Source organism: Streptomyces sp. NPDC014734 (assembly GCF_043083325.1).
Taxonomy (GTDB): domain Bacteria; phylum Actinomycetota; class Actinomycetes; order Streptomycetales; family Streptomycetaceae; genus Streptomyces.
Genome location: NZ_JBIBYN010000001.1, coordinates 386,888 through 410,502 on the forward strand (window position 1 = coordinate 386,888; position 23,615 = coordinate 410,502).

The 23,615-nt window shown below is 72.6% G+C and carries 19 protein-coding genes; 10 read left to right on the plus strand and 9 right to left on the minus strand.

The genetic code is table 11. The annotated features are described in order from the left end of the window. Window positions 1-40: 40 nt before the first annotated feature. Both ACF1CT_RS01730 and ACF1CT_RS01735 read right to left on the minus strand, forming a co-directional pair. Window positions 41-1,513 carry an ATP-binding protein gene (locus ACF1CT_RS01730; protein WP_391781745.1) on the minus strand — a complete coding sequence of 491 codons (1,473 nt, stop codon included), beginning with the start codon at window positions 1,511-1,513 and terminating at the stop codon, window positions 41-43. Continuing rightward, window positions 1,510-2,175 (minus strand): response regulator transcription factor, encoded by a 666-nt coding sequence (locus ACF1CT_RS01735; protein WP_391781746.1) that lies wholly within the window; start codon window positions 2,173-2,175, stop codon window positions 1,510-1,512. The genes ACF1CT_RS01730 and ACF1CT_RS01735 overlap by 4 nt, the downstream gene beginning before the upstream one ends. Before the next feature lie 119 nt (window positions 2,176-2,294). Between ACF1CT_RS01735 and ACF1CT_RS01740 the strand changes: the two genes are divergently transcribed. Continuing rightward, the gene (locus ACF1CT_RS01740; RefSeq protein WP_391781747.1) at window positions 2,295-2,924 is read left to right on the plus strand and encodes a PepSY domain-containing protein; all 630 of its coding nucleotides are present in this window, start codon (window positions 2,295-2,297) and stop codon (window positions 2,922-2,924) included. A gap of 214 nt (window positions 2,925-3,138) precedes the next feature. Here ACF1CT_RS01740 and meaB read toward each other — a convergent pair whose 3' ends face one another. Beyond that, entirely contained in the window at window positions 3,139-4,095 is a 957-nt protein-coding gene (meaB, locus tag ACF1CT_RS01745) for a methylmalonyl Co-A mutase-associated GTPase MeaB (protein WP_391781748.1), read from the minus strand. Window positions 4,096-4,212: 117 nt separating this feature from the next. Next, window positions 4,213-5,412 carry an acetyl-CoA C-acetyltransferase gene (locus ACF1CT_RS01750; RefSeq protein ID WP_391781749.1) on the minus strand — a complete coding sequence of 400 codons (1,200 nt, stop codon included), beginning with the start codon at window positions 5,410-5,412 and terminating at the stop codon, window positions 4,213-4,215. A gap of 135 nt (window positions 5,413-5,547) precedes the next feature. On the opposite strand from ACF1CT_RS01750, the gene mce reads away from it, so the two are divergent. From mce to ACF1CT_RS01785, 7 genes are all read left to right on the plus strand, one after another. Next, on the plus strand, window positions 5,548-5,976 hold the full coding sequence (gene mce, locus ACF1CT_RS01755; RefSeq protein ID WP_391781750.1) for a methylmalonyl-CoA epimerase: 429 nt from the start codon (window positions 5,548-5,550) through the stop codon (window positions 5,974-5,976). Window positions 5,977-6,179: 203 nt separating this feature from the next. Continuing rightward, on the plus strand, window positions 6,180-10,139 hold the full coding sequence (scy, locus tag ACF1CT_RS01760; protein ID WP_391781751.1) for a polarized growth protein Scy: 3,960 nt from the start codon (window positions 6,180-6,182) through the stop codon (window positions 10,137-10,139). Between the two features lie 182 nt (window positions 10,140-10,321). After that, window positions 10,322-11,260, plus strand: coding sequence for a cellulose-binding protein (locus ACF1CT_RS01765; protein WP_391781752.1), 939 nt, complete (start codon window positions 10,322-10,324; stop codon window positions 11,258-11,260). 95 nt (window positions 11,261-11,355) lie between these two features. Further along, the gene (locus ACF1CT_RS01770; RefSeq protein ID WP_391781753.1) at window positions 11,356-12,399 is read left to right on the plus strand and encodes an ABC transporter ATP-binding protein; all 1,044 of its coding nucleotides are present in this window, start codon (window positions 11,356-11,358) and stop codon (window positions 12,397-12,399) included. A 5-nt stretch (window positions 12,400-12,404) separates the two neighbouring features. Next, entirely contained in the window at window positions 12,405-13,184 is a 780-nt protein-coding gene (locus ACF1CT_RS01775; protein WP_391781754.1) for an ABC transporter permease, read from the plus strand. 206 nt (window positions 13,185-13,390) lie between these two features. Continuing rightward, entirely contained in the window at window positions 13,391-14,530 is a 1,140-nt protein-coding gene (locus ACF1CT_RS01780; RefSeq protein ID WP_391781755.1) for an ATP-binding cassette domain-containing protein, read from the plus strand. Beyond that, window positions 14,527-15,399 (plus strand): ABC transporter permease subunit, encoded by an 873-nt coding sequence (locus ACF1CT_RS01785; protein ID WP_391781756.1) that lies wholly within the window; start codon window positions 14,527-14,529, stop codon window positions 15,397-15,399. The genes ACF1CT_RS01780 and ACF1CT_RS01785 overlap by 4 nt, the downstream gene beginning before the upstream one ends. A 52-nt stretch (window positions 15,400-15,451) precedes the next feature. Here ACF1CT_RS01785 and ACF1CT_RS01790 read toward each other — a convergent pair whose 3' ends face one another. Further along, window positions 15,452-15,781, minus strand: coding sequence for an ATP/GTP-binding protein (locus ACF1CT_RS01790; protein ID WP_391781757.1), 330 nt, complete (start codon window positions 15,779-15,781; stop codon window positions 15,452-15,454). 211 nt (window positions 15,782-15,992) lie between these two features. Here ACF1CT_RS01790 and ACF1CT_RS01795 point away from each other — a divergent pair, with 211 nt between their 5' ends. Continuing rightward, a complete protein-coding gene (locus ACF1CT_RS01795; RefSeq protein ID WP_391781758.1) occupies window positions 15,993-17,048 on the plus strand; it encodes an LLM class flavin-dependent oxidoreductase in 1,056 nt (351 codons plus the stop codon). A gap of 340 nt (window positions 17,049-17,388) precedes the next feature. Here ACF1CT_RS01795 and ACF1CT_RS01800 read toward each other — a convergent pair whose 3' ends face one another. After that, on the minus strand, window positions 17,389-17,781 hold the full coding sequence (locus ACF1CT_RS01800) for an SCO5389 family protein (RefSeq protein WP_391781759.1): 393 nt from the start codon (window positions 17,779-17,781) through the stop codon (window positions 17,389-17,391). A gap of 270 nt (window positions 17,782-18,051) precedes the next feature. Here ACF1CT_RS01800 and nucS point away from each other — a divergent pair, with 270 nt between their 5' ends. Further along, the gene (gene nucS / locus ACF1CT_RS01805; RefSeq protein ID WP_391781760.1) at window positions 18,052-18,723 is read left to right on the plus strand and encodes an endonuclease NucS; all 672 of its coding nucleotides are present in this window, start codon (window positions 18,052-18,054) and stop codon (window positions 18,721-18,723) included. 359 nt (window positions 18,724-19,082) lie between these two features. Here the strand turns inward: nucS and ACF1CT_RS01810 are convergent, their stop codons facing one another. The 3 genes from ACF1CT_RS01810 to ACF1CT_RS01820 form a co-directional block, all read right to left on the minus strand. Next, window positions 19,083-21,629, minus strand: coding sequence for an ATP-binding protein (locus tag ACF1CT_RS01810; protein WP_391781761.1), 2,547 nt, complete (start codon window positions 21,627-21,629; stop codon window positions 19,083-19,085). Between the two features lie 309 nt (window positions 21,630-21,938). Beyond that, window positions 21,939-22,262, minus strand: coding sequence for an STAS domain-containing protein (locus ACF1CT_RS01815; RefSeq protein WP_376234295.1), 324 nt, complete (start codon window positions 22,260-22,262; stop codon window positions 21,939-21,941). Window positions 22,263-22,496: 234 nt separating this feature from the next. Continuing rightward, complete coding sequence (locus ACF1CT_RS01820) at window positions 22,497-23,345, minus strand: 3-hydroxyacyl-CoA dehydrogenase family protein (protein ID WP_391781762.1); 849 nt, start codon at window positions 23,343-23,345, stop codon at window positions 22,497-22,499. Between the last annotated feature and the right edge of the window lie 270 nt (window positions 23,346-23,615).

The window sequence follows — 23,615 nt, forward strand, 5'->3', positions numbered from 1 at the left end:
CGAGGACGTGGCCGCCCTGTCAGGGGCCCCCGACAGGCTCTCAGCCGGTGGCCGGCAGCCACAGTTCGAACCGCGCGCCGCCCCCCGGCGCCTCGCCCACCGTCAGCCGGCCGCCGTGCCGCACGGCGACGTCACGGGCGATGGCCAGGCCGAGACCGGCTCCGCCCTCGTCCCGGGTGCGGGCGTCGTCGAGGCGCACGAAGCGTTCGAAGATCCTCTCGCGCTCCCCGGGCGGCACCCCCGCCCCGTCGTCGGTCACCGTGACGGCCACCCCGTCGCGGTCACGACCGACCGAGACCGTCACCGCCCGCTCCGCGTGGCGTTCCGCGTTGTCCAGCAGATTGCCGATCACCCGCGCCAACTGCCCGCGTGAGCCGCTGACTTCGAACGTGCCGGTCTCCGGTACGCGTACCGTCGGAGGAATCCGGTCGCCGGTGCGCCGGCCGGCCTCCCCCTGGACCAGCGCGCCCAGATCCAGCGTCGTACGGCCCGGCCGTTCGCCCGCGTCCAGCCGGGCCAGCAGCAGCAGGTCGGCCGCCAGTTCCTGGAGCCGCACGGTATCGGCGACGGCACCCGGCAGGTCCAGCAGTTCCGGATGCGCCTCGGCCACCTCCAACTGGGTGCGCAGGGAGGCGATCGGGCTGCGCAGTTCGTGCGAGGCGTCGGCGACGAAGCGCCGCTGCCGTTCCACCGACGCCTCCAGCGCCGTCAGGGTCTCGTTGGTGGTGCGGGCCAGCCGGGCGATCTCGTCGCGCGACGCGGGCTCCGGCACCCGTCGGCCCAGGTCCTCGGACGCGGTGATCGCGGCCATCTCGCGCCGGATGCCCTCGACCGGGCGCAGCGCCCGGCGGGTCACCAGCCAGGTCACCCCGGCGACCACCAGCAGCAGCACCGGCAGCCCTGCCAGCATCGCGGTGCGCACACTGCCGACGGCCTCCCGCTCGGCGGCCAGCGGGGCGCCCGCGTGCACGGTCAGGGTGGCCCCGGCCGGTGTCGTCGCCCGCACGGACGCGAAGCGGTAGTCGGCCCGCTCGCCGTCGACAGTGGCGGTGCCGTTGCCGAAGTCCGGTTCGTCGGAGTCGACTTCGCCCCGGCCGGGAGCGTGCCGGGCATCGTCGTCGTCCGCGTCGTCGTCACCGTCCCGGTCGTCGTCGCCGTCGCCCCGGCCGTCGGGCCCGACGGGACCGCCCGGGCCCGTCGACGGGTCGGGGACGACCCGGTCCGTACCCGTGCCGGAGATCGCCTCCAGGTCCTTGGAGACGGCGACGACCCGTCCGTCCTCGTCGGTCACCTGGACCGGGTGGTCCTCCTCGTCCCGCGTCTCCAGCCGGTCGTACGGCACGTCGAGCGCCAGTTGCCCGGCCACCTCGCGGGCCACCACCTCGGCCTGGAGCCCCGCCTGGCCGGTGAGGTCGGCGCGCAGCACGAGGAGCACGGAGAGTCCGGCCCCGATCAGTGCGACGGCGACCACCGCGGTGGCGCCGAGCGCGGCCCTGGCCCGTACGGACCTCACGGCACCTCCTCCAGCCGGTATCCGGCCCCGCGCACGGTGCGGATGGCGGCGGCACCGAGCTTGCGGCGCAGCGCGCTGACGTACACCTCGACGATGTTGGGGTCGCCGTCGTAGGCGAAGTCCCAGACGTGTTCCAGGATCCGTGCCTTGCTGACCACCTGCCCGGGGCGCAGCGCGAGCTGTTCCAGTACGGCGAACTCCTTCGCGGTGAGCGGTACTTCGGTACCGGCGAGGTGCACCCGGCGGGCGGCGGTGTCCATGCGCAGGGCGCCTACGGCGACCACCGGAGAGGCGGAGCCGCCGCCCCGGCGGCGCAGCAGCGCCCGGATTCTGGCCACCAGCACCACGTACGAGAACGGCTTGGTCAGGTAGTCGTCCGCCCCGGTGTCCAGCCCCTCGGCCTCGTCGTACTCGCCGTCCTTGGCCGTCAGCATCAGGATCGGCGTCTCGTGACCGGCGGCACGCAGCGCGGCACAGACCCGGTATCCGTTCATCCCGGGCAGCATGATGTCGAGGACCACGAGGTCGTGCACCCCCTCGGCGGCCCGGTGCAGCCCTTCGGGACCGTCGTGCACGACATCCACGGCGAAGCCCTCGGCGGTGAGCCCGCCGGCCAGGGACAGGGCCAGCCGCTTCTCGTCCTCCACGATCAAAAGGCGCATGCGCCCAGGGTCGCAAACCGAACCTGAAGACGGCTTCAGCCGCCTTCAGGCTGCGTTCAGCATCACCCGGGCAGTGTGGGCCCCGTCGACACCGGCACCCGATCCGGGGAGGAACCCTCATGAAGCGCAAGATCGCCATCGCCGCCGTCGCGGCCGCCGTGCTCATCGGTGGTGGCACCGCCACCGCCGTCGCCCTCACGGACGTCGGGGGCCGCGACCGGGCCGCCGCCCGGAGCGGTGTGCCGGACGACGGCGCCGACCGCGTGGATGTCGGTGACGCCGTGGCGGCGGCCCTGAAGGCCGTACCGGGCACGGTCACCGAGGCCGAGCTTGACGACGAGGACGGCGGGCGGGTCTGGGAGCTCGACGTGTACGGCGCCGACCGGAAGTGGCACGGGGTGACGGTGGACGCGGGCGACGGCGCGGTGCTCGGCACGCGCGTCCCCGACGACAACGACGACCGCGGCCGGCACGCTCCCCGGTCGGCCGCCGTGTCCCTGGACGCCGCGGTCGCGGCGGCGCTCGCGGCGAGGCCCGGGACGGTGACCTCGGTCGACCTGGAGGACGACCACCGCGTCCGGGGCGGCGCGGCGTCGCACTGGGAGGTCGAGATCCGGGGCGGGGACGGCACGCGCCACGAGCTGGACGTGGACGCCGCGACGGCGAAGGTGACGGCGGACCGGCCCGACGACGACCACGACGACCACGACGACCACGGGGACGACCGGGACGACCGGGACGACGACTGACAGCCCGTCGGGGGCGGGGCAGGAAGGCCGAGGGCGCCGTCCCGTCCTCGGAGGACAGGGAGAAGCGGCGTCGGGAAACGTGTGAGGAAGCGGCCCCGACGCCCGCAGCGGGAACGCGCCGGAACGCGCGGGACCGTGCCGGGGGCCGTCCGTCCCCACGTCCGCGCCCCGGCGCCCCGGCGCGGCGGGGTACGGCCGCGACCGCCCGGGCCGGTCAGCCCTCGGTGAGTCCCGCCACCAGTTCGTCCGCCGCGGTGTACGGGTCGAGGCCCCCCGCGACGATGCGTTCGGCGAGCGCGCCGAGGTGGCGGTCGCCGTGCAGGTCGCCGATGCGCTCGCGCAGCCGGGTGACGGCGATGGTCTCGACCTCGCGGGCCGCGCGGGCCGTGCGCCGTTCGGCGAGGACCCCGCGCTCCTCCATCCACGCCCGGTGCTTCTCCAGTGCCTCGACGACCTCGTCGATGCCCTCGCCCCGGGCCGCGACCGTCTTCACGATCGGCGGTCGCCAGTCGCCGGGTCCGCGCGCCTCGCCGAGGCCCAGCATGTGGTTGAGCTCGCGGGCGGTGGCGTCCGCGCCGTCCCGGTCGGCCTTGTTGACCACGTAGACGTCGCCGATCTCCAGGATCCCGGCCTTCGCCGCCTGGATGCCGTCGCCCATGCCGGGCGCCAGCAGGACGACCGAGGTGTCGGCCTGGGAGGCGATCTCCACCTCCGACTGGCCCACGCCGACCGTCTCCACCAGGACCACGTCGCAGCCCGCCGCGTCCAGCACCCGGATGGCCTGCGGTGCCGCCCAGGCGAGGCCGCCCAGATGCCCGCGGGTGGCCATGGAGCGGATGTAGACACCCGGGTCGGAGGCGTGCTCCGACATCCGCACCCGGTCGCCGAGGAGCGCGCCGCCGGAGAACGGCGAGGACGGGTCGACGGCCAGGACGCCGACCCGTCTGCCCGCCCTGCGGTACGCCGAGACCAGTGCCGACGTCGACGTGGACTTGCCGACGCCGGGCGAACCGGTGAGGCCGACGACGTAGGCGTTGCCCGTCAGCGGCGCCAGCGCCGCCATCACCTCGCGCAGTTGCGGCGACGCGCCCTCCACCAGGGAGATGAGCCGGGCCACGGCCCTCGGCCGGCCGGCCCGTGCCTGCTCGACCAGGGTGGGGACGTCCACCATCACCGCTCCGTTCACTCGCTGCGTGCTCCACGTGGTACGACGTACGGCCCTCCCGGACCGTTCCTGCTCCCGGGCCCGCGCCGGTCGCGGAGCGGGCCCACCCGGGGAGCCCGGGGACTACTTCGGTACGCGGATGATCAGCGCGTCGCCCTGACCGCCGCCGCCGCACAGCGCCGCCGCCCCGGTGCCGCCGCCGCGCCGCTTCAACTCCAGCGCCAGGTGCAGCACCAGCCGGGCACCGGACATGCCGATCGGGTGGCCGAGCGCGATGGCGCCGCCGTTGACGTTCACCTTCTCCGACGTGACGCCCAGGTCCTTCATCGACTGGACGGCGACCGCCGCGAACGCCTCGTTGATCTCGATCAGGTCGAGGTCCTCGACCCGGATGCCCGCCTTCTTCACCGCGTGCAGGATCGCGTGGGACGGCTGCGACTGGAGCGAGTTGTCCGGGCCCGCCACGTTGCCGTGGGCGCCGATCTCGGCGATCCAGTCCAGGCCCAGTTCCTCGGCCTTGGCCCTGCTCATCACGACCACCGCGGCGGCGCCGTCGGAGATCTGCGAGGAGGTGCCCGCGGTGATCGTGCCGTCCTTGGCGAAGGCCGGACGCAGCCTGCCGAGGGACTCCGCGGTGGTCTCCGGCCGGATGCCCTCGTCCTTGGCGAAGAGGACCGGGTCGCCCTTGCGCTGAGGGATCTCCACCGGGGTGATCTCGGCCTCGAAGATCCCGTTCTTCTGCGCGGCGGCGGCGCGCTGGTGGGAGAGCGCGCCGATCTCGTCCTGGTCGGCGCGGGTCAGGCCCAGGCGGGCGTTGTGGATCTCGGTGGACTCGCCCATCGGGATGTTCTCGTAGGCGTCGGTCAGGCCGTCGTGCGCCATCGAGTCGAGCATCTCGATCGCGCCGTACTTGTGGCCCTCCCGGGACTTCGGGAGCAGGTGCGGGGCGTTCGTCATGGACTCCTGGCCGCCGGCGACGACGATGTCGAACTCGCCGGCCCGGATGAGCTGGTCGGCGAGCGCGATCGCGTCGAGCCCGGACAGGCACACCTTGTTGATGGTGAGCGCCGGGACGTTCATCGGGATGCCCGCCCGGACCGCCGCCTGGCGCGCCGGAATCTGGCCCGCACCGGCCTGGAGCACCTGGCCCATGATCACGTAGTCGACCTGGTCGCCGCCGATGCCGGCCCGGTCCAGCGCCGCCTTGATGGCGATGCCGCCGAGTTCGGCCCCGGAGAAGCTCTTCAGCGAGCCGAGGAGACGGCCCATGGGCGTACGCGCGCCCGCGACGATCACTGAGGTGGTACCGGTCGTTCCTGACATGAGGCGCAGCCCCTTGGGATGAGGTGTGAACGAGGGTTTACTCGAATGTACTGAGCGGTACTCCGCCCGTCATCCGGTGATGGGTGTGATCGCGCGCACGTTGCGTAACCATCGGTGGAGCGCTGCACTTGTTCCATGCTGACGCGAATCGACCACATCGGGATCGCCTGTTCCGACCTCGACACGACCGTCGAGTTCTACCGCTCGACCTACGGGTTCGAGGTCTTCCACACCGAGATCAACGAGGAGCAGGGCGTACGCGAGGCCATGCTCAAGATCAACGATACGTCCGACGGCGGCGCTTCCTACCTCCAGCTCCTGCAGCCGATCCGGGAGGACTCGCCCGTCGGCAAGTGGATGGCGAAGAACGGGGAGGGGGTCCACCACATCGCCTTCGGCACCGCGGACGTCGACGCGGACGCGGCGGACATCCGCGGGAAGGGAGTCAGGGTGCTGTACGACGAGCCCAGGACCGGGTCCATGGGGTCCAGAATCACCTTCCTGCACCCCAAGGACTGCCACGGCGTCCTCACGGAACTGGTCACGTCCGCAGCGGAGCACTGACCTCCGGATACCTGGCCCGGTAGAGTGGGCGATTCCGGGCCGGGGCCGGGTCGGGGCCGCGCCGCGTCCCCAGCCGTTGATCTGTCACCATTCCCCGGGGGACCGTTCACCGGCGAACGGTGCCCGCTGGAAAGTTGCGACCAGGGTTGGGGTCTCCCCCGCTCGAACAAAGTTGAGAGCTCGGGGAAGGATGGGACCGCGCAGTGCGGGGCTACGAACGCCAGGAGAGCCACCGAGCTGACGACGACCATCTCTCGCGGTTCGAAGCCGAGATGGAGCGGCTGAAAACCGACCGGGAGAAGGCCGTACAGCACGCCGAGGACCTCGGCTACCAGGTCGAGGTCTTGCGCGCCAAGCTGCACGAGGCTCGGCGCAATCTCGCGAACCGTCCCGCGTACGACAGCGCGGACCTCGGCTACCAGGCCGAGCAGATGCTCCGCAACGCGCAGATCCAGGCCGAGCAGTTGCGCACGGACGCCGAACGGGAACTGCGCGAGGCCCGGGCGCAGACGCAGCGGATCCTCCAGGAGCACGCCGAACACCAGGCACGGCTCCAGGCGGAGCTGCACAACGAGGCAGTCCAGCGGCGCCAGCAGCTCGACCAGGAGTTGGCCGAGCGCCGCCGCACTGTCGAGTCGCACGTCAACGAGAACGTCGCCTGGGCCGAGCAGCTCAGGGCCAGGACGGAGTCCCAGGCCCGGCGGCTGCTGGACGAGTCCCGGGCCGAGGCCGAACAGGCCCTGACGTCCGCGCGGGCGGAGGCCGGCCGGCTGGCGGAGGAGACCCGGCAGCGGATGGGCTCCGAGGCCGAGGCCACCCGGGCCGAGGCCGAGGCGATCCTGCTGCGCGCCCGCAAGGACGCCGAGCGGATGCTGGACACCGCCTCCGCCCAGGCTCAGGAGGCCACCAGCCACGCCGAACGGCTGCGCTCGTCGACGACCGCCGAGACCGAGCAGACACGGCAGCGGACCGCCGAGCTCAACCGGGCCGCCGAGCAGCGCATGCAGGAGGCCGAGACCCGGCTGCGCGAGGCCCGGCTGGAGGCCGAGAAGGTCTCCGCGGAGGCGAAGGACGCGGCCGTCAAGCGGCTGGCCGCCGCCGAGTCGGAGAACGAACAGCGCACCCGTACCGCCAGGTCGGAGATCGCCCGCCTGGTCGGCGAGGCCACCAAGGAGGCCGAGGCCCTCAAGGAGGAGGCCGAGCAGGCGCTCGTCGATTCCCGCGCCGAGGCGGAGCGGCTGAAGTCCGAGGCCGCCGAGAAGGCCCGGTCGGCCGCCGCCGAGGACGCCGCCGCACAGCTCGCCAAGGCCGCCAGGTCCGCCGAGGAGGTGCTGACCAAGGCGTCCGAGGACGCGAAGTCCACCACCAGGGCGGCGGGCGAGGAGGCCGAGCGGATTCGCCGCGAGGCGGAGGCCGAGGCGGACCGGCTGCGCGGCGAGGCCGCCGAGCAGGCCGATCAGCTCAAGGGCGCGGCCAAGGACGACACCAAGGAGTACCGGGCCAAGACGGTCGAACTCCAGGAGGAGGCGCGCCGGCTGCGCGGCGAGGCCGAGCAGCTGCGTTCCGACGCGGTCGCCGAGGGCGAGCGGATCCGGGGCGAGGCCAGGCGCGAGGCCGTCCAGCAGATCGAGGAGGGCGCGAAGACCGCCGAGGAGCTGCTGGCGAAGGCGAAGGGCGACGCGGAGGAGCTGCGCACCACCGCGAGCGCGGAGAGCGAGCGGGTCCGCACCGAGGCGTCCGAGCGGGCCGCCGCGCTGCGCAAGCAGGCCGAGGAGGCCCTGGAGCGCGCCCGCACCGAGGCCGAGGAGCTGCGCACCGAGGCCGAGGAGCAGGCCGAGTCCACCACCACCGCGGCGGAGCGGGCGGCGGCGGAGCTGCGCGAGGAGACCGAGGGCGCGGTCGCGGCCCGGCAGGCCGAGGCCGCCGAGGAACTGACCCGGCTGCACACCGAGGCCGAGACCAAGGTCGCCACCGCCGAGCAGACGCTCACGGACGCCCGTGCCGAGACGGAACGGCTCCGGCGCGAGACGAACGAAGAGTCCGAGCGGCTGCGCACGGAAGCGGCCGAGCGGCTGCGGACGCTGCGCGAGCAGGCGGAGTCCGAGGCGGAGCGGCTGCGCGACGAGGCCGCCGCGGACGCCTCGCAGGCGCGCGCGGAGGGCGAGACCACCGCCGTACGGCTGCGCACCGAGGCCGCCGCGGAGGCGGAGCGGCTCAGGTCCGAGGCGCAGGAGACCGCCGACCGGCTGCGGTCCGAGGCCGCGGCCGCGGCGGAACGGGTCGGCGCGGAGGCCGCCGAGGCGCTGGAGGCGGCGCGCGAGGAGGCGAACCGGCGCCGCCGGGAGGCCGAGGAGACCCTCGGCACGGCACGCACCGAGGCCGACCAGGAGCGCGAGCGGGCCCGCGAGCAGAGCGAGGAGCTCCTCGCCTCCGCCCGCAAGCGGGTCGAGGAGGCACAGGCCGAGGCCCAGCGCCTGGTCGAGGAGGCGGACGGCCGGGCCACCGAGCTGGTCGCCACCGCCGAACAGGCCGCGCAGAAGGTGCGGGATTCGGTCGCCGGCCTCCAGGAACAGGCCGAGGAGGAGATCGCCGGGCTGCGCTCGGCCGCCGAGCACGCCGCGGAGCGGACGAAGTCCGAGGCGCAGGAGGAGGCGGACCGGGTCCGTACCGACGCGTACGCGGAGCGCGACCGGGCCGGGGAGGACGCGGCCCGGATCCGCCGGGAGGCCCAGGAGGAGTCCGAGGCCGCGAAGGCGATGGCCGAGCGGACGGTCGCGGACGCGATCACCGAGTCGGAACGGATGCGCGCGGACGCCGCCGAGTACAGCCAGCGGATGCGTACCGAGGCGTCGGACTCGCTGGCGTCGGCCGAGCAGGACGCGGCACGCAGCCGCGCCGAGGCGCGCGAGGACGCCAACCGGATGAGGTCCGAGGCCGCGGCCCAGGCCGACCGCCTGGTGGGCGAGGCCACGAGCGAGGCCGAGCGCCTCGGTGCCGAGTCGACGCAGCGGGCCACCCAGCTCGTCGAGGACGCGACCCAGCAGGCCGCCCAGCTCGTCGACGACGCGACGCGGCACGCGAACGCGCTGTCCGACGAGGCGAGTCAGCGGGCCACCCAGCTCGTCGACGACGCGACGCGGAAGGCGAAGGCGCTGTCCGACGAGGCGAGTCAGCGGGCCACCCGGACCATGGGCGAGGCCACGGACGAGGCCGAGCGGCTGCGGGCGGAGGCGGCGGCCACCGTCGCGGCGGCGCAGGAGCACGCGACCCGCACCCGCGAGGAGTCGGAGCGGGTCCGCGCCGAGGCTGAGGCCGCGGTCGAGGAGCTGCGCGCCCGGGCCCGCCAGGAGGCCGACCGGTCGCTCGACGAGGCGCGCGAGGCGGCGGCGAAGCGCCGGGCCGATGCCGCCGAGCAGGCGGACCAGCTCATCGGCAAGGCCCAGGAGGAGGCACTGCGGGCCGCCACCGAGGCGGAGGGGCAGGCCGACACCATGGTCGGCGCGGCCCGCAAGGAGGCCGTGCGGATCACGTCCGAGGCCACCGTCGAGGGCAACTCCCTGGTGGAGCGCGCCCGTACGGACGCCGACGAACTGCTGGTCGGCGCACGCCGGGACGCCACGGCCATCCGGGAACGGGCCGAGGAGCTCAGGACCCGGATCGAGGCCGAGATCGAGGAACTGCACGACCGCGCACGGCGGGAGACCGCCGAGCAGATGAAGACGGCGGGCGAACGCGTCGACAAGCTGATGAAGGCGGCGACCGAGCAGCGGGACGACGCCGAGTCGAAGGCCAAGGAACTGTTGGCGAACGCCAATTCGGAGGCGAGCAAGGTCCGGATCGCCGCGGTGAAGCGGGCCGAGTCACTGCTGAAGGAGGCCGAGCAGAAGAAGGCCACGCTGGTGCGCGAGGCCGAGAAGCTGCGGGCCGACGCCGAGGCGGAGGCGAAGCGTACGGTGGACGAGGGCAGACGCGAACTCGACCAGTTGGTACGGCGGCGCGCGGACATCAACACCGAGATCTCCCGCGTCCAGGACGTACTGGAGGCCCTGGAGTCGTTCGAGACACCGTCGAACGGCAAGGGTTCGGGCGGCGGTTCCGGCAACAACGTCAAAGCCGGGGCAGCCGCGGGCACTCGATCGGGTGGTAAGTCGTCCGAGAAGTAGCGTTACGTCATGTCCGCGTCCAGGCAGGGAGGTTCGACCCTTCGAGTAGCAAGAGTTACCCGGGGCGGCCACTCAAAAGGGGTGTCATTCTCCAGACCAAACCGGCATCCACTCGATGACACGCCGCTCCGGCCCCTAGGATTCCCTCTAACACCTCACCGGTCTCATTCGACAGGAACCCCATGAGCGACCCTTCCTCCCCCTTCGGCTTCGAGCTCGTGCGACGTGGATACGACCGCGGTCAGGTGGATGACCGCATTACCAAGCTCGTCGCCGATCGTGATAGTGCTCTCGCCCGCATCACGTCTCTGGAAAAGCGCATCGAGGAACTCCACCTCGAAACGCAGAACGCCCAGGCCCAGGTGAGCGACGCGGAGCCGTCGTACGCCGGTCTCGGTGCGCGTGTGGAGAAGATTCTCCGCCTGGCCGAGGAGGAGGCGAAGGACCTGCGTGAGGAGGCCCGTCGCGCCGCCGAGCAGCACCGTGAGCTCGCCGAGTCGGCCGCCCAGCAGGTGCGCAACGACGCCGAGGCGTTCGCCGCCGAGCGCAAGGCGAAGGCCGAGGACGAGGGCGTTCGCATCGTCGAGAAGGCCAAGGGTGAGGCCGGTTCGCTGCGCACGGAGGCCCAGAAGGACGCCGCGCAGAAGCGCGAGGAGGCCGACGCCCTCTTCGAGGAGACCCGCGCCAAGGCCGCCCAGGCCGCCGCGGACTTCGAGACCAACCTGGCCAAGCGCCGCGACCAGTCGGAGCGCGACCTCGCGTCCCGTCAGGCCAAGGCCGAGAAGCGCCTCGCCGAGATCGAGCACCGCGCCGAGCAGCTCCGCCTGGAGGCCGAGAAGCTCCGTACGGACGCCGAGCGCCGGGCCCGTCAGACGGTCGAGACCGCGCAGCGCCAGTCCGAGGACATCGTGGCCGACGCGAACGCCAAGGCCGACCGGATCCGCAGCGAATCGGAGCGCGAGCTGGCGGCGCTCACCAACCGCCGCGACTCGATCAACGCCCAGCTGACCAACGTCCGCGAGATGCTGGCGACGCTGACGGGTGCCGCGGTCGCCGCCGCAGGTTCCCCCGTCGACGACGAGTCCGCGACCCGCGGCGTCCCGGCCCAGCAGACCCGCTGATCCGCCGCGTCGAAGCCGTTCCGCTTCCACGCCCCGACGCGCCCGGTTCCGCCTTTGTGGTGGCGCCGGGCGCGTGGCCGTTCTAGCGTGAACGCATGATCGAGCTCGATGGCCTCACCAAGCGCTTCGGGAACAAGGTCGCCGTGGACCGGCTCTCGTTCCATGTCCGCCCCGGCATGGTGACGGGCTTTCTGGGTCCGAACGGGGCCGGCAAGTCCACCACGATGCGGATGATGCTCGATCTCGACAACCCGACAAGCGGTTCGGTGCGCATCGACGGCAGGCGCTACCGCGAGCTCGACGAACCCCTGAAGTACATCGGCGCGTTGCTGGACGCCAAATCGATGCACGGCGGGCGCAGCGCGTACAACAACCTGCTCTGCCTCGCGCAGAGCAATCGCATCCCGGTGAGCCGGGTCGCCCAGGTGCTGGACACCGTCGGCCTGACGGCGGTCGCGCGGAAGAAGTCGAAGGGCTTCTCGCTCGGCATGGGCCAGCGGCTCGGCATCGCGGCGGCCCTGCTCGGCGACCCCCGGGTGCTGCTCTTCGACGAGCCGGTCAACGGGCTCGACCCCGAGGGCATCCACTGGATCCGCAACCTGATGAAGGCGCTCGCCGCGGAGGGCCGGACGATCTTCGTCTCGTCCCATCTGATGAGCGAGATGGCGCTCACCGCCGACCATTTGATCGTGATCGGACAGGGCCGGCTGCTCGCCGACACCTCGATGGCCGATTTCATCCAGCAGAATTCCCGCAGCTACGTGCGGCTGCGTTCCCCGGAGCGCGAGCGGCTGCGCGACGTGCTGCACGCGGAGGGTCTGGTGGTGGTCGAGGCGGGCGGCGGCACGCTGGAGATCGACGGCACCACCGCCGAGGCCCTGGGCGAGCTCGCCGCCCGGCACCGGATCGTGCTGCACGAGCTGAGCTCGCAGCGGGCCTCCCTGGAGGAAGCGTTCATGCAGATGACGGCGGATTCGGTGGAGTACCACGCGCACTCGGAGCTGGACGGGGTGCCGCCGCCCGCGGGCCCCCGCTGGGGCGAGCAGTACGACCGGCGGCCCGATGCGCCGGGTGCGGACGGCATCACAGGCACCACGGGCACCCCAGGCATCACGGACACCATGGACAAGGGGGTGTGAGGACGATGGCATCGGTACCCGCGGTCCTGACCTCGGAATGGACCAAGATCCGCACGGTCTCGTCGACCGTCTGGACGCTGATCTGCGCGTTCGCCGTCACCGTGCTGATGAGCGCGGCGCTCTGCGCCCTGATGAACGCCCAGTTCGACGACCTCCCGCCCCTGGAACGGGGCACGTTCGACCCGACCTTCGTCAGCTTCTCCGGCATGGTCCTCGGCCAGTTGGCCATGGTCGTGTTCGGCGTGCTGGTGGTCGGCACGGAGTACAGCTCGGGCATGATCCGCACCTCGCTCGCGGCCGTGCCACGGCGCGGTACGTTCCTCTTCAGCAAGATCACGGTGGCAGGTGTGCTGGCCCTGGTGGTCGGCCTCGTCACCGGCTTCGTCTCGTTCTTCCTGGGGCAGGCCCTGCTCGGCGACCACCACACGGACATCGGCGCGCCCCACGTCCTGCGCGCGGTCGTCGGCGCCGGCCTCTACATGGGCCTGATCGGGATCTTCTCGATGGGCGTGGCGACGATGCTGCGCAGCTCCATGCTGTCGCTGGGCATCCTGATGCCGTTCTTCTTCCTGGTCTCGCAGATCCTGTCGGTGGTGCCGGGTGCGAAGAAGGTCGCCCAGTACTTCCCCGACCGGGCCGGGTCCAAGATCATGCAGGTGGTTCCCGACGCGATGAACAGCGGTCAGAGCCCCTACGGACCGTGGGGCGGGCTCGGCATCCTGGTGGCCTGGGTGGTGGCCGCGCTGATCGGCGGCTGTCTCGTCCTGAAGAAGCGCGACGCGTGAGCCGTCCGCCCCGCGGGACGGCGGGCGCGGGCACGGCCGCCGTCGGCAGGCGCCCCGCACACCCGCCACGCCTCGTCACGACGACGACGCGCTGAGGAACGGCTTGGCCCCGGTAGTCAAGGGCTCGATATCCTCGTACCTCTTACGGGGGTGTCCGGCCGGACGGCCGGGCCCCGACGACGGACAAGAGTCGATGGGGCTGAAGCATGATCGAGGCAGTCGGCCTGACCAAGCGCTACGGTGCGAAGACGGCCGTGCACAACCTTTCCTTCCAGGTGCGGCCGGGTGCCGTCACCGGGTTCCTCGGTCCCAACGGGTCGGGCAAGTCCACCACCATGCGCATGATGCTGGGCCTGGACCGGCCGACGTCGGGCCACGTCACGATCGGCGGCCACCCCTTCCGGCACCTGCCGAACGCCCCGCGGCTGGTGGGCGCGCTGCTGGACGCGAAGGCGGTGCACGGCGGGCGCAGCGCCCGCAACCACCTGCTCTCGCTCGCCCAGCTGGCCGGCATCCCTGCCGCCCGGGTCGACGAGGTGCTCGGCGTCGTCGGCCTGCACGAGGTCGCCCGGGTGCGGACCAAGGGGTTCTCGCTCGGCATGGGTCAGCGGCTCGGCATCGCGGCGGCCCTGCTCGGCGACCCCCAGGTGCTGCTCTTCGACGAGCCGGTCAACGGGCTCGACCCGGAGGGCATCCTCTGGGTCCGCAATCTGATGAGGACGCTGGCGTCGGAGGGTCGTACGGTCTTCGTCTCCAGTCATCTGATGAGCGAGATGGCGCTCACCGCCGACCACCTGATCGTGATCGGACGCGGTCAGCTGCTCGCCGACATGGGCGTCGGGGACTTCATCGCCGCCAACTCGGCGGGCTTCGCCCGGGTACGGGTCGTGGACGGCGCGCCGGAGCGGCGCGAGAAGCTCATCGCCGCGCTGACCGGGGCGGGCGGCCAGGTCCTGCCTGAACCGGACGGGGCGCTGCGGGTCACCGGCCTGGACCTGCCGCGGATCAGCGATGTGGCCCACGAGGCCGATGTGCGGCTGTGGGAGCTCTCGCCGCACCGGGCCTCCCTCGAAGAGGCGTACATGCGGATGACGCAGGGTGCCGTGGACTACCGCTCGACGGAGGACCAGAAGGCCGGGCTCCAGCAGCCCGTGCCCGGCGACGCGGAGCCGCTGCCACCGGTCCCGGAGATGCCGCAGCAGAACTGGTACGCCCCACCGCCGCCCGGAAAGGACCGGAACGCGACGGACGCGGTGCCCGGGCCCGCCCCGGACGCCGCCGGGGCCGCGACCACCACCGCGCCCGCGGACCTGACCAAGAGCGAGACCAGCGAGGACGCCCGATGACGACACCGCCGACCCCGCGGGTACCGGACCGACAGACGTCGGCGCCCGGGCAGAACCGGCCGACCGCGCCGGACGCACCGCTCTACGCCTCCCCCATCCCGGTGCGTCCCGCCACCTTCGCCGACGCGCTCGCCTCCGAGTGGACCAAGATCCGTTCGGTGCGCTCCACCATGTGGACGCTCGGCGTCATGGTCGTTCTGGTGCTCGGCGTCGGTGTGCTGGTGACGCTCGCACTGAATCTGACGCAAGCCCGGATGATGGACACACCGGTGCTCAGCTTCGGCTTCTTCGGGGTGCTCCTGGGCTCGATCTGCGTGATCACGCTCGGCGTGCTGACCATCACGTCCGAGTACGGCACCGGTCTGATCCGTCCGACGCTGACGGCCTGCCCCGACCGTTCCCGGGTGCTGACGGCCAAGGCCGTCGTCTTCTTCCTGCTCACCTTCACGGTCACCACCGTGACGGCGGCGGCGGTCGGCGCGATGCAGGCGGCGATGCTGGACGGGGTGTCGGCGAGCTGGGACGAGTGGCTGCGTGCCACGGTCGGCGTCGGCCTCTACATCGCGACGCTGGGACTGCTCTCGCTCGCCGTCGGCGCGCTCGTCCGGCACTCGGCCGGGGCCATCACGATCATGATCGGCGTGGTGCTGCTGCCGCTCGTGCTGGGGATCTTCATGTTCACGGACTCCCTGCTCGGACTCCAGCGCGCGCTGTTCATCTACTCGATCCCCAGCCAGCTCAGCGTCTTCTACGACGTCTCGGTCACCAGCTCCGGTCCGACCGGCTGGGACCCGTTGTGGATCATGATCGGGGTGACGGCCGCGGTCATGGCCGTCACCTACACGACGCTGAACCGCCGGGACGTGTGACCCCGGCCGGCGCCTGCCGCTCGTCCCCGGTGACCGGACGGCCCGCGGGCGGTCAGTACCGAGGGGCGTTCCTGGACCGCTGCACCTGTGTGGTGCGGCGGTCCTTCGCGTTCCAACAGGCCTTGTGCCAGTGCCTGCGGTCGTCGATCCCGCCGTACTCGGACCAGGCCACCAGGTGCGGAACGCCGGACGGGATCTCCTGGTCGCAGCCGGGACAGCGGTACCGCTTGCCGGCCGCGCCCGCGCCGCTCACGGGGCGGACCGACCACTCCTCCCCGCGCCATTCCTCGGTGCGTCCGCCACCGCCGTACCGGGCGCCGGGCTCCGCTGCCCGCTCCTGAAAACTCTCTCCGTCTCGGGGACGGTTGCGGCGCGGGGACACAGGACACCTCACAGACAGACCGGGCAGTTCCCGTCCAGGGTAGGGCCATTCGGCCCAGCCGTGCGTGCCGCAGCGTACGGGAACGGCGCCTCCGACGGAGTGAGTTACCGGAAAATCGCACCACCTTGCCGACAGACCGTGCCTTTGGCACGTGTCAGACGTTGTTGCCCGTAGGGGAGAAGCCACGTAGGCCGCAAGGAGGCAATTGGCGATGCGCGTGGGAACGTTCGTACTGGCAGCCCAGTTCCCGGGGCAGGGTCCGGGGGAGGCGCTGCATCGCGCGATCCGGTCCACCGAGGTCGCGGAGGAGTCGGGACTCGACTCGGTCTGGCTGGCGGAGCACCATTTCGTGCCGTACGGGGTCTGCCCGTCCGCTGTCACCCTGGCCGCGCTGTTGCTCGGCCGCACCAGGAGAATCCGGGTCGGCACGGCGGTGAGCGTGCTGCCGACCCAGCACCCGGTCGCACTCGGCGAGCAGGCCGCGCTGCTCCATCTCACCAGCGGCGGCCGGTTCACGCTCGGCGTCGGCCGGGGCGGCCCCTGGGTGGACCTGGAGGTGTTCGGAGGCGGCCTGGAGGCGTACGAGAACGCCTTCCCGGAGTCCCTGGAGCTGCTGCTCGACTGGCTGACCCGGGCGCGGGTCGCCGGGAAGGGACCGCGGTACGACTTCCGCGAGGTGGCGGTGGTCCCCCGGGCCGACGAGCTGCTCGCCGGGGTCGGGGACGAGGAGGGGGGCGACGGGCCCTGCGGCCCCGAGGTGGTCGTCGCGTGCACCTCGCCGAGGACCGTGCGGCTCGCCGCGGAGAACGGCCTGCCGATGCTTCTGGGGATGCACTGCGGGGACGAGGAGAAGGCGGAGATGATCGCCCTGTGGCGCTCCGCCGCCCTTGCCGCGGGCCGTCCGCCCGAGAGCGTCCGGGCGGCCGGACACGTGTCCGCGGGGGTGGTGCAGATCGCCGAGCGTCCCGAGGACGCGGTGGAGACCCTCGTCAAGGCGATGCCCGGCTGGTTGCGGCAGGGTCTGGACGCGCATGTGACGGTCGACGGCCGGCACCGGGTGATGCGCGATCCGGTCGCCTACACGGAGCTGCTCTGCGGCCTTCATCCGGTGGGTCCGCCCCGGCTCGCGGCGGACCGGCTCACCGCGACCGCCGAGCGGACGGGCATCACCCGCTTCGCTCTCCTGGCGGAGGGGTCGGGAGACCTGGCGGCCACGGAGGAGAACGTGGCCCGGCTGGGCACCGAGGTCCTGCCGCTCCTCGTCTGAGAGGGGACCGGCCGACGGGTCATCGGCGGCACGGGCCCGCGGAAGGAGAGCCGGGGCGGCACGAGAGCACATGCTGCCGCTCCAGGAGGCACCGGGTCGCGCGAGGCCGCACCGGGGCGCACGAGGAGACACGGGCACCATGGAACGGCGGGGCAAACCGTCCGGACGTGCGGGGGCGCGCACACTGCCGTCGGGCGTACGGGAGCGCGTGTACGGCCGTCGGGCGTACGGGGCCGCCGCTCCGGAGCCGATCGCGCCTCCCCCGGTCCGGAACAGCAGCGGCGTTCGGGCTCTGTCCGGCGGACCACGGCCGAACAGATCCCGAGCCGCCGAACAGGCCTCAGCAGTCCCGGAGTTCGGGTGACTGGTTGAGCAGCTGCCCCCTCACCGAGGTGAATCGGGTCAGCCGCTCGTCCGCCGAGGCGTCGAGCGGGAACACGGCGACGCGGTGGCAGTTCTGGAATGCCAGACGCACCCCGAAGTGCCGCTGCAGGGCGCCGCGTATCGCATCACTCGCAAGCGCGCGCAGCAGCTGGCCACGGGCCTGCTCGTCCGGCGGCGGCGTCTGGTTGTCGGCGAACTCTCCGCCGTCGACCTTCAGTTGTGCCACCAGCGAGCTGATCATCTCCCAGGCGTAGGGCAGGGAGGTCCGGACGCAGTCGACGAAATCGGCTTCGTCGACTTCGCCTCGCTCGGCCTGTTCCAACAGGGCCGGTGAGACGTCGAGCGACATGGGTTCTCCTCTCGCGACCCCGACGCCGGGCCGGGGCCTTACGGGCAGGGCAGGAGGGCGGCGACGCAGCGTGCACACACGGCGACCTCCTGCTTACACGGTAAGGGTGCGGTCCTGGCCGCACCAGGAGATTGGGAACACAACCGGCCAATACCGAAGGGGAGCAAAGAGGGGCAAGAGCGAAAACGGCGGGTACGGCCGGGGCCCGGCGGTCAAGGGCGGCAGGGGAGAATCGCGTGGAGCACCCGTCGTCGAGTAGCGTTGCCGACCATGCGTCTCGTCATCGCCCGCTGTTCCGTGGACTACGCCGGCCGGCTCACCGCCCACCTGCCCTCCGCCCCCCGCCTGATCCTGGTCAAGGCGGACGGGAGCGTGTCGATCCACGCCGACGACCGGGCGTACAAACCCCTCAACTGGATGTCGCCGCCCTGCACCCTCAAGGAGGGCGCCGACGACACCGCGGGCGTCTGGACCGTGGTGAACAAGGCGGGCGAGAAACTGATCATCACGATGGAGGAGATCCTCCACGACTCCTCCCACGAGCTGGGCGTCGACCCGGGGCTCATCAAGGACGGTGTCGAAGCGCACCTGCAGGAACTCCTCGCGGACCGGATCGAGACACTCGGCGAGGGTTACACCCTGATCCGCCGCGAGTACTTCACCGCGATCGGGCCGGTCGACATCCTGTGCCGGGACGCGAACGGGGGGACCGTGGCCGTGGAGCTGAAGCGGCGGGGCGACATCGACGGCGTGGAGCAACTGACGCGCTATCTGGAGCTGCTCAACCGCGACCCGCACCTCGCTCCCGTGAAGGGCGTCTTCGCGGCGCAGGAGATCAAGCCGCAGGCGCGGGTGCTGGCGACGGACCGGGGTATCGACTGCGTGGTTCTCGACTACGACGCGCTGCGCGGCATCGAGGACGACAAGCTGCGCCTGTTCTGACCGCTCCCCCGCGGCCTCCCCGGACTCCGGACACACCGGCCCCGCGAACGCCGGGCGCCGGACACGCGGGACGTGTCCGGCGCCCGGCGTTCGTGCTCCGGCGCCCGGCGTTCCGCCGTGTCCGGATTCGTGCGTCCTCCGGCGGCCCCGCACCGTCCGGAGGACTCCCACACACTGCTGGTGCCGCTCACGTCACCAGGGCGTGTCTGACAATTCCGCATGGATCAGCGGGCGTCGTCCTGTGCGGTGCGTCGCAAGGCGCCGGGAAGTCCTTGTAGCGGAGCTACCAGGGCTTTTCGGCGACGCGGCGAGGTCCCGTGCGGGGCGGCGCCCGCTCGCGTGGAATGGTCAGACACGGCCTAGAGCACTGCCGGATCGCCGCCCGCGCTCTCCTGCGAGGACGACGACGAGGACGGCCCGCTCGCCAAGTCGGAGGTGCCCGGCGAGGACTCCGGGGGTTCCCCCGTGGTCGTGTCCGTGGGGTCGGGCGTGTCGCTCTCCGTCTCGCTCGGGCTCGGGTTCTCCGAATGCGTCGGCTCGGACGTATTCGTCGGGTCGGGCGTCCCCGTCGACGGACCGGACGGCTGCCCGTCGTCGGAGGGGGTGCCCCACGAGGGGCCGGTGTCCGGCTCCGTCGGATCCTCGGACGGCGTCTCGCTCCCGCTCGGCGTGGTCGGGCTGCCGGACGGACCGGGCGTCGCCGCGTCGCCGCCGGACGAGGTGTCCCGCGGCCCGGATCCGCTCTCCGTCCCGTCGTCGGGGTCCCCGTTCCCGCCGTCGTCGTGATGTGCCGACTCCTCGGTCGTGACGCCGGGGTTGTCCTGGGGGCCGCCGCCGGACGTCGCCCCCAGCACCACCACGGTACCGAGGACGGCGGCGAGGAGCGCGCCCGCGCCCACCGCGACGAGGTTGCGCCGGGCCGTCCTCACCAGCCAGTAGGGACCCTTCCGCGCACCGGGGGCGGCGGCCGGGGCACTCTGCCGGGAGATCACCGCGGTGGTGTCCACGTCGTGCCGGGGCACCAGTTTCTGCGTCACCGCCGCCGGTCCGGCCTGCGGCGCCGGCTGTTCCCGCCGCCGGTCCGGCGTCTCGTCGCCCGTCGGGAGGGAGGCTGCGGTCGGTGGTCCGCCGGGCAGCATCCCGCCGGTGAGGTCGGCGACCAGGGCGAGCGCCCGGCGTCCGGCCACCGCGCCCGGCTTGTCGGCGAGCGCTCCGCGCATGCCGATCGACGTCTCCAGCTCCGCCCTGGCCCGGTCCGGGTTGCCCGCACAGAGCGCGAGTACCCCCAACTCGTGGTGGAAGTACGCCTCTTCGGCGACCTCCCCGGCGATCCTGGCGGCCTCCTGCCCGATCCGCAGGGCCTTCTCCCAGGCGCCCCAGTGCAGCCCCGAGGCGAACGCGGGAGCGGCGCTGCGGGCCAGCAGCACGGCCGCGCTGGTCTGCCCGGCACCGTCACCGGGGACGAGCCCGGCCATGGCGGCGACCAGGGCGTCCGCCTCCGCGACCGCCCGTTCCGGGGTGACCGAGGGGTGAGCGGCCCACCAGGCGTAGTGCTGGGCCGCCGTCCGGGCCCGATCCGCGCCGTCCTCGCCGTATCCGGCCGCCTCCAACTGGGCGACGGCGCCGGCGGCCAGCCGGTAGCGGGAACCGGCCGGGGAGAGCAGCCCGCAGCCGGCCAGCTCCCCCAGCGCGGCGTCCGCGTGGGTGTCCCCCACCAGGGCCGGCAGGTGCGCCTGGTGCGGTACCTCGCCGCCGAGCGCGACCGCGAAGCGCAGGGTGTCGCGGGCGGGGCCGCTCAGCCGCGACGCGAGCAGCGCGGCGGGCGCCGCCCCCTCGCCGAGGCTGGGCAGCGGCAGGTGGACGCCGTCGGTCGCCTCGTCGTGCCCGAACGGCGGTTCCGCCGGGAGGCCGACGGGGGCGTCGTGCGGGTCGGGACGGTCATGGGCACCGGGGCCGGTGCGCAGCGCGTCGCGTTGACGCAGCAGGGCACCCGCCTGGACGAAGCGCAGCGGAAGTCCCTCGGACTCGAACCAGAGGTCCCCCGCCCAGTTCGTCTCCTCCTCGGTGAGCGGACGCTCGACGACCCGCTTCAGCAGATCGATCGAGCAGTCGCGGCCGAGCCCGGCGAGGAAGACCTCTTCGAGGTGCGACGGGGCGGTGGGCGCGGGGACGTCCGGGGTCGCGGCGAACAGGAAGGCGCACTCCGGTGTGGCGTCGAGCAGCTCCTCCAGAGCCGCCCCGCCGAACTCCAGGTCGTCGAGTACGACGACGGCGCCGATGCCCCGCGTGTGGTCGAGGAGACCTGCGCGGTCGGGGCGGTGCAGCGGCGCGTCGTACACGGCCTCGAAAAGCGCGTGCAGCAGGTCGGTGGCGGTCCGCCGGTGTCCGGAGAGCCGTACGACGCCGTCCGGCGCGAACGCGCCGCAGTCGGCGGCGACGGCGTCCAGCAGCGCCGTGCGCCCGGAACCGGCCGGGCCGGTGAGCCGCACGGAGCGCCCGCGGGACAGCAGGCGCACCAGCCGTTCACGTTCTTCCGCGCGTTCCAGGAGGGGTGGTTGCGGGGCGGGCGGCCCCGGTGGCACGGGGGGCGCGGTGGCACGCTCGCGGTCGGCGCGCTCGGTCTCGGTGCGCCGGCGCGGGGGGTCGAGCCGCTCGCCCGGCGGGCGGAGTTCGACCTCGCTGCCGTCGATCGGGTTGACGGTAAGGAGGTAGTCGCCCGATATGACCCGGACGACTCGGGCCGGGTGCGAGGCCCGCCGGCCGAACTCCGGAGTCATGGGTTCTTCCCTCGGGCGGGGGTGAGTGCTCGCGGCCGGATCATCGGGGGTGCCCGGTCGCCCGCCACCCCCGCCGAAGCCGTCACCGTCCGGTCCGTTTTCTTCCGTTCCCCGGTGTGTCGGGTCCATCGCCTAACTAAGCCCCCAGACGCGTCGCGCACGGTTCTCCCTCCCGGCCTCGCACGCCCTGCTGTCGCTCCCGGTCCGGTGTCCGCCCGGTGGGTCCCGTCAATCGGCGGACGGGCCGAACCCTAGACCGTCGGCCGGTGGCCCCGCGCAGTCGGGGGGCCGCGCCGTCCGATGCGCGCGTTCTCCCATGGAATATGCCCGTTCGTGCGCTTCGATCGGCCGGGCCCGGACGCACCGGGCAAGGGCCGGAGAGCGCGGAAGCGGCCGGATCCGCACGGCCGGGCCGGGACACCGCGTGCGGCCGGGATGCTACACGCGCGGCAGGGAGTCCGCGGCGATTCCGCCCTCGATGGCGAGAATGCGGTGCAGTCGGGTCGCGACCAGCAGACGCTGCATCTGCGGCGGCACGCCCCGGAGCACCAGTCGGCGTCCGGCCCGCCCGGCCCGGCGGTGCACCCCCATGATGACGCCGAGCCCGGTGGCGTCCCAGGAGTCCAGCTCGGTCAGATCGAGCACCAGGTCGCCGACCCCGTCGTCGAGGGCCGAGTGCAGGGCCGTACGGGCGTCCGCCGCGCTTCGGACGTCGAGGCGGCCCCCGACGACCAGTTCGGCGTGGTCGCCCCTGATGTGCATATGCGCTCCCCGGGAATGCTCCGTTGCATTTTCGTCTGTCTGTTCTGTCTCTCCCACAACTGACTGCGGCGGAGACAGGGAAGTTGCCGTCTGTAAGCGAACCGATACCGAATTCACTCCGCAGAGTGACCGAGGCTCCGGGCGGACCCGAAGGGACCCGCCCGTTCCGGAGGAAACCCCCGGCTCTCCGGGCCCGACCGACGACAGAACGGGCGGCCGGAGGACCGAAAAAGATCAGTACGTGTAGAAGCCCTGCCCACTCTTGCGGCCGATGTCACCGGCATCCACCATCCGGCGCATCAGCTCGGGTGCGGCGAACTTCTCGTCCTGCGACTCGGTGTAGATGTTGCCCGTGGCGTGCAGCAGGATGTCGACACCGGTCAGGTCGGCCGTGGCCAGCGGACCCATGGCGTGTCCGAATCCCAGCTTGCAGGCGATGTCGATGTCCTCGGCCGTGGCGACGCCGGACTCGTACAGCTTGGCCGCCTCGACGACCAGTGCCGAGATCAGCCGGGTGGTGACGAATCCGGCCACGTCACGGTTGACGACGATGCAGGTCTTGCCGACGGACTCGGCGAACTCCCGAGCGGTGGCGAGGGTCTCGTCGCTGGTCTTGTAGCCGCGCACGAGCTCGCACAGCCGCATCATCGGGACCGGCGAGAAGAAGTGCACACCGACGACGCGCTCGGGGCGCTCCGTCACGGCCGCGATCTTGGTGATCGGAATGGCGGACGTGTTGGAGGCGAGCACCGCGTCGTCCCGGACGATCTTGTCGAGGGACCGGAAGATCTCGTGCTTGACGTCGAGCTTCTCGAAGACGGCCTCCACGACGACGTCCGCGTCGGCGACCGCGTCGAGGTCGGTGGTGGTGGTGATGCGGGCGAGCGCGGCCTCGGCGTCGGCCGCCGCCAGCTTCTCCTTGGAGACGAACTTGTCGTACGAGGCCTCGATGCCGTTCAGCCCGCGGGTCAGGGCCTCCTCGGTGACGTCGCGCAGCACGACGTCCCAGCCCGCCTGGGCGGAGACCTGCGCGATGCCGGATCCCATGAGTCCGGCTCCGATGACGGCGAGCTTCCTGGCCACGTGTGCACCCCTCGGTTTCTGTTCGCCTCTGCAGCTGTCCCTGCACGGCCCCGGTCATAACGGTTGTTCACCTTGCTCTCCGGCGGACACTAGTACTCGCGGGAGGTCCTGTGACCGCTAAGAGATGCGCGTCACGTCTCACATGACGGACATCACACCGGCATGCCCCATCCGGCGGCGCGCCGGGCGCAGTTGAGGGGTCTCCCCTCCCCCGCGCCGCTCCCCGCGGCCCGGCGGGCGACGGCCGGCCCCGGCCTCCCGCCGGACGGC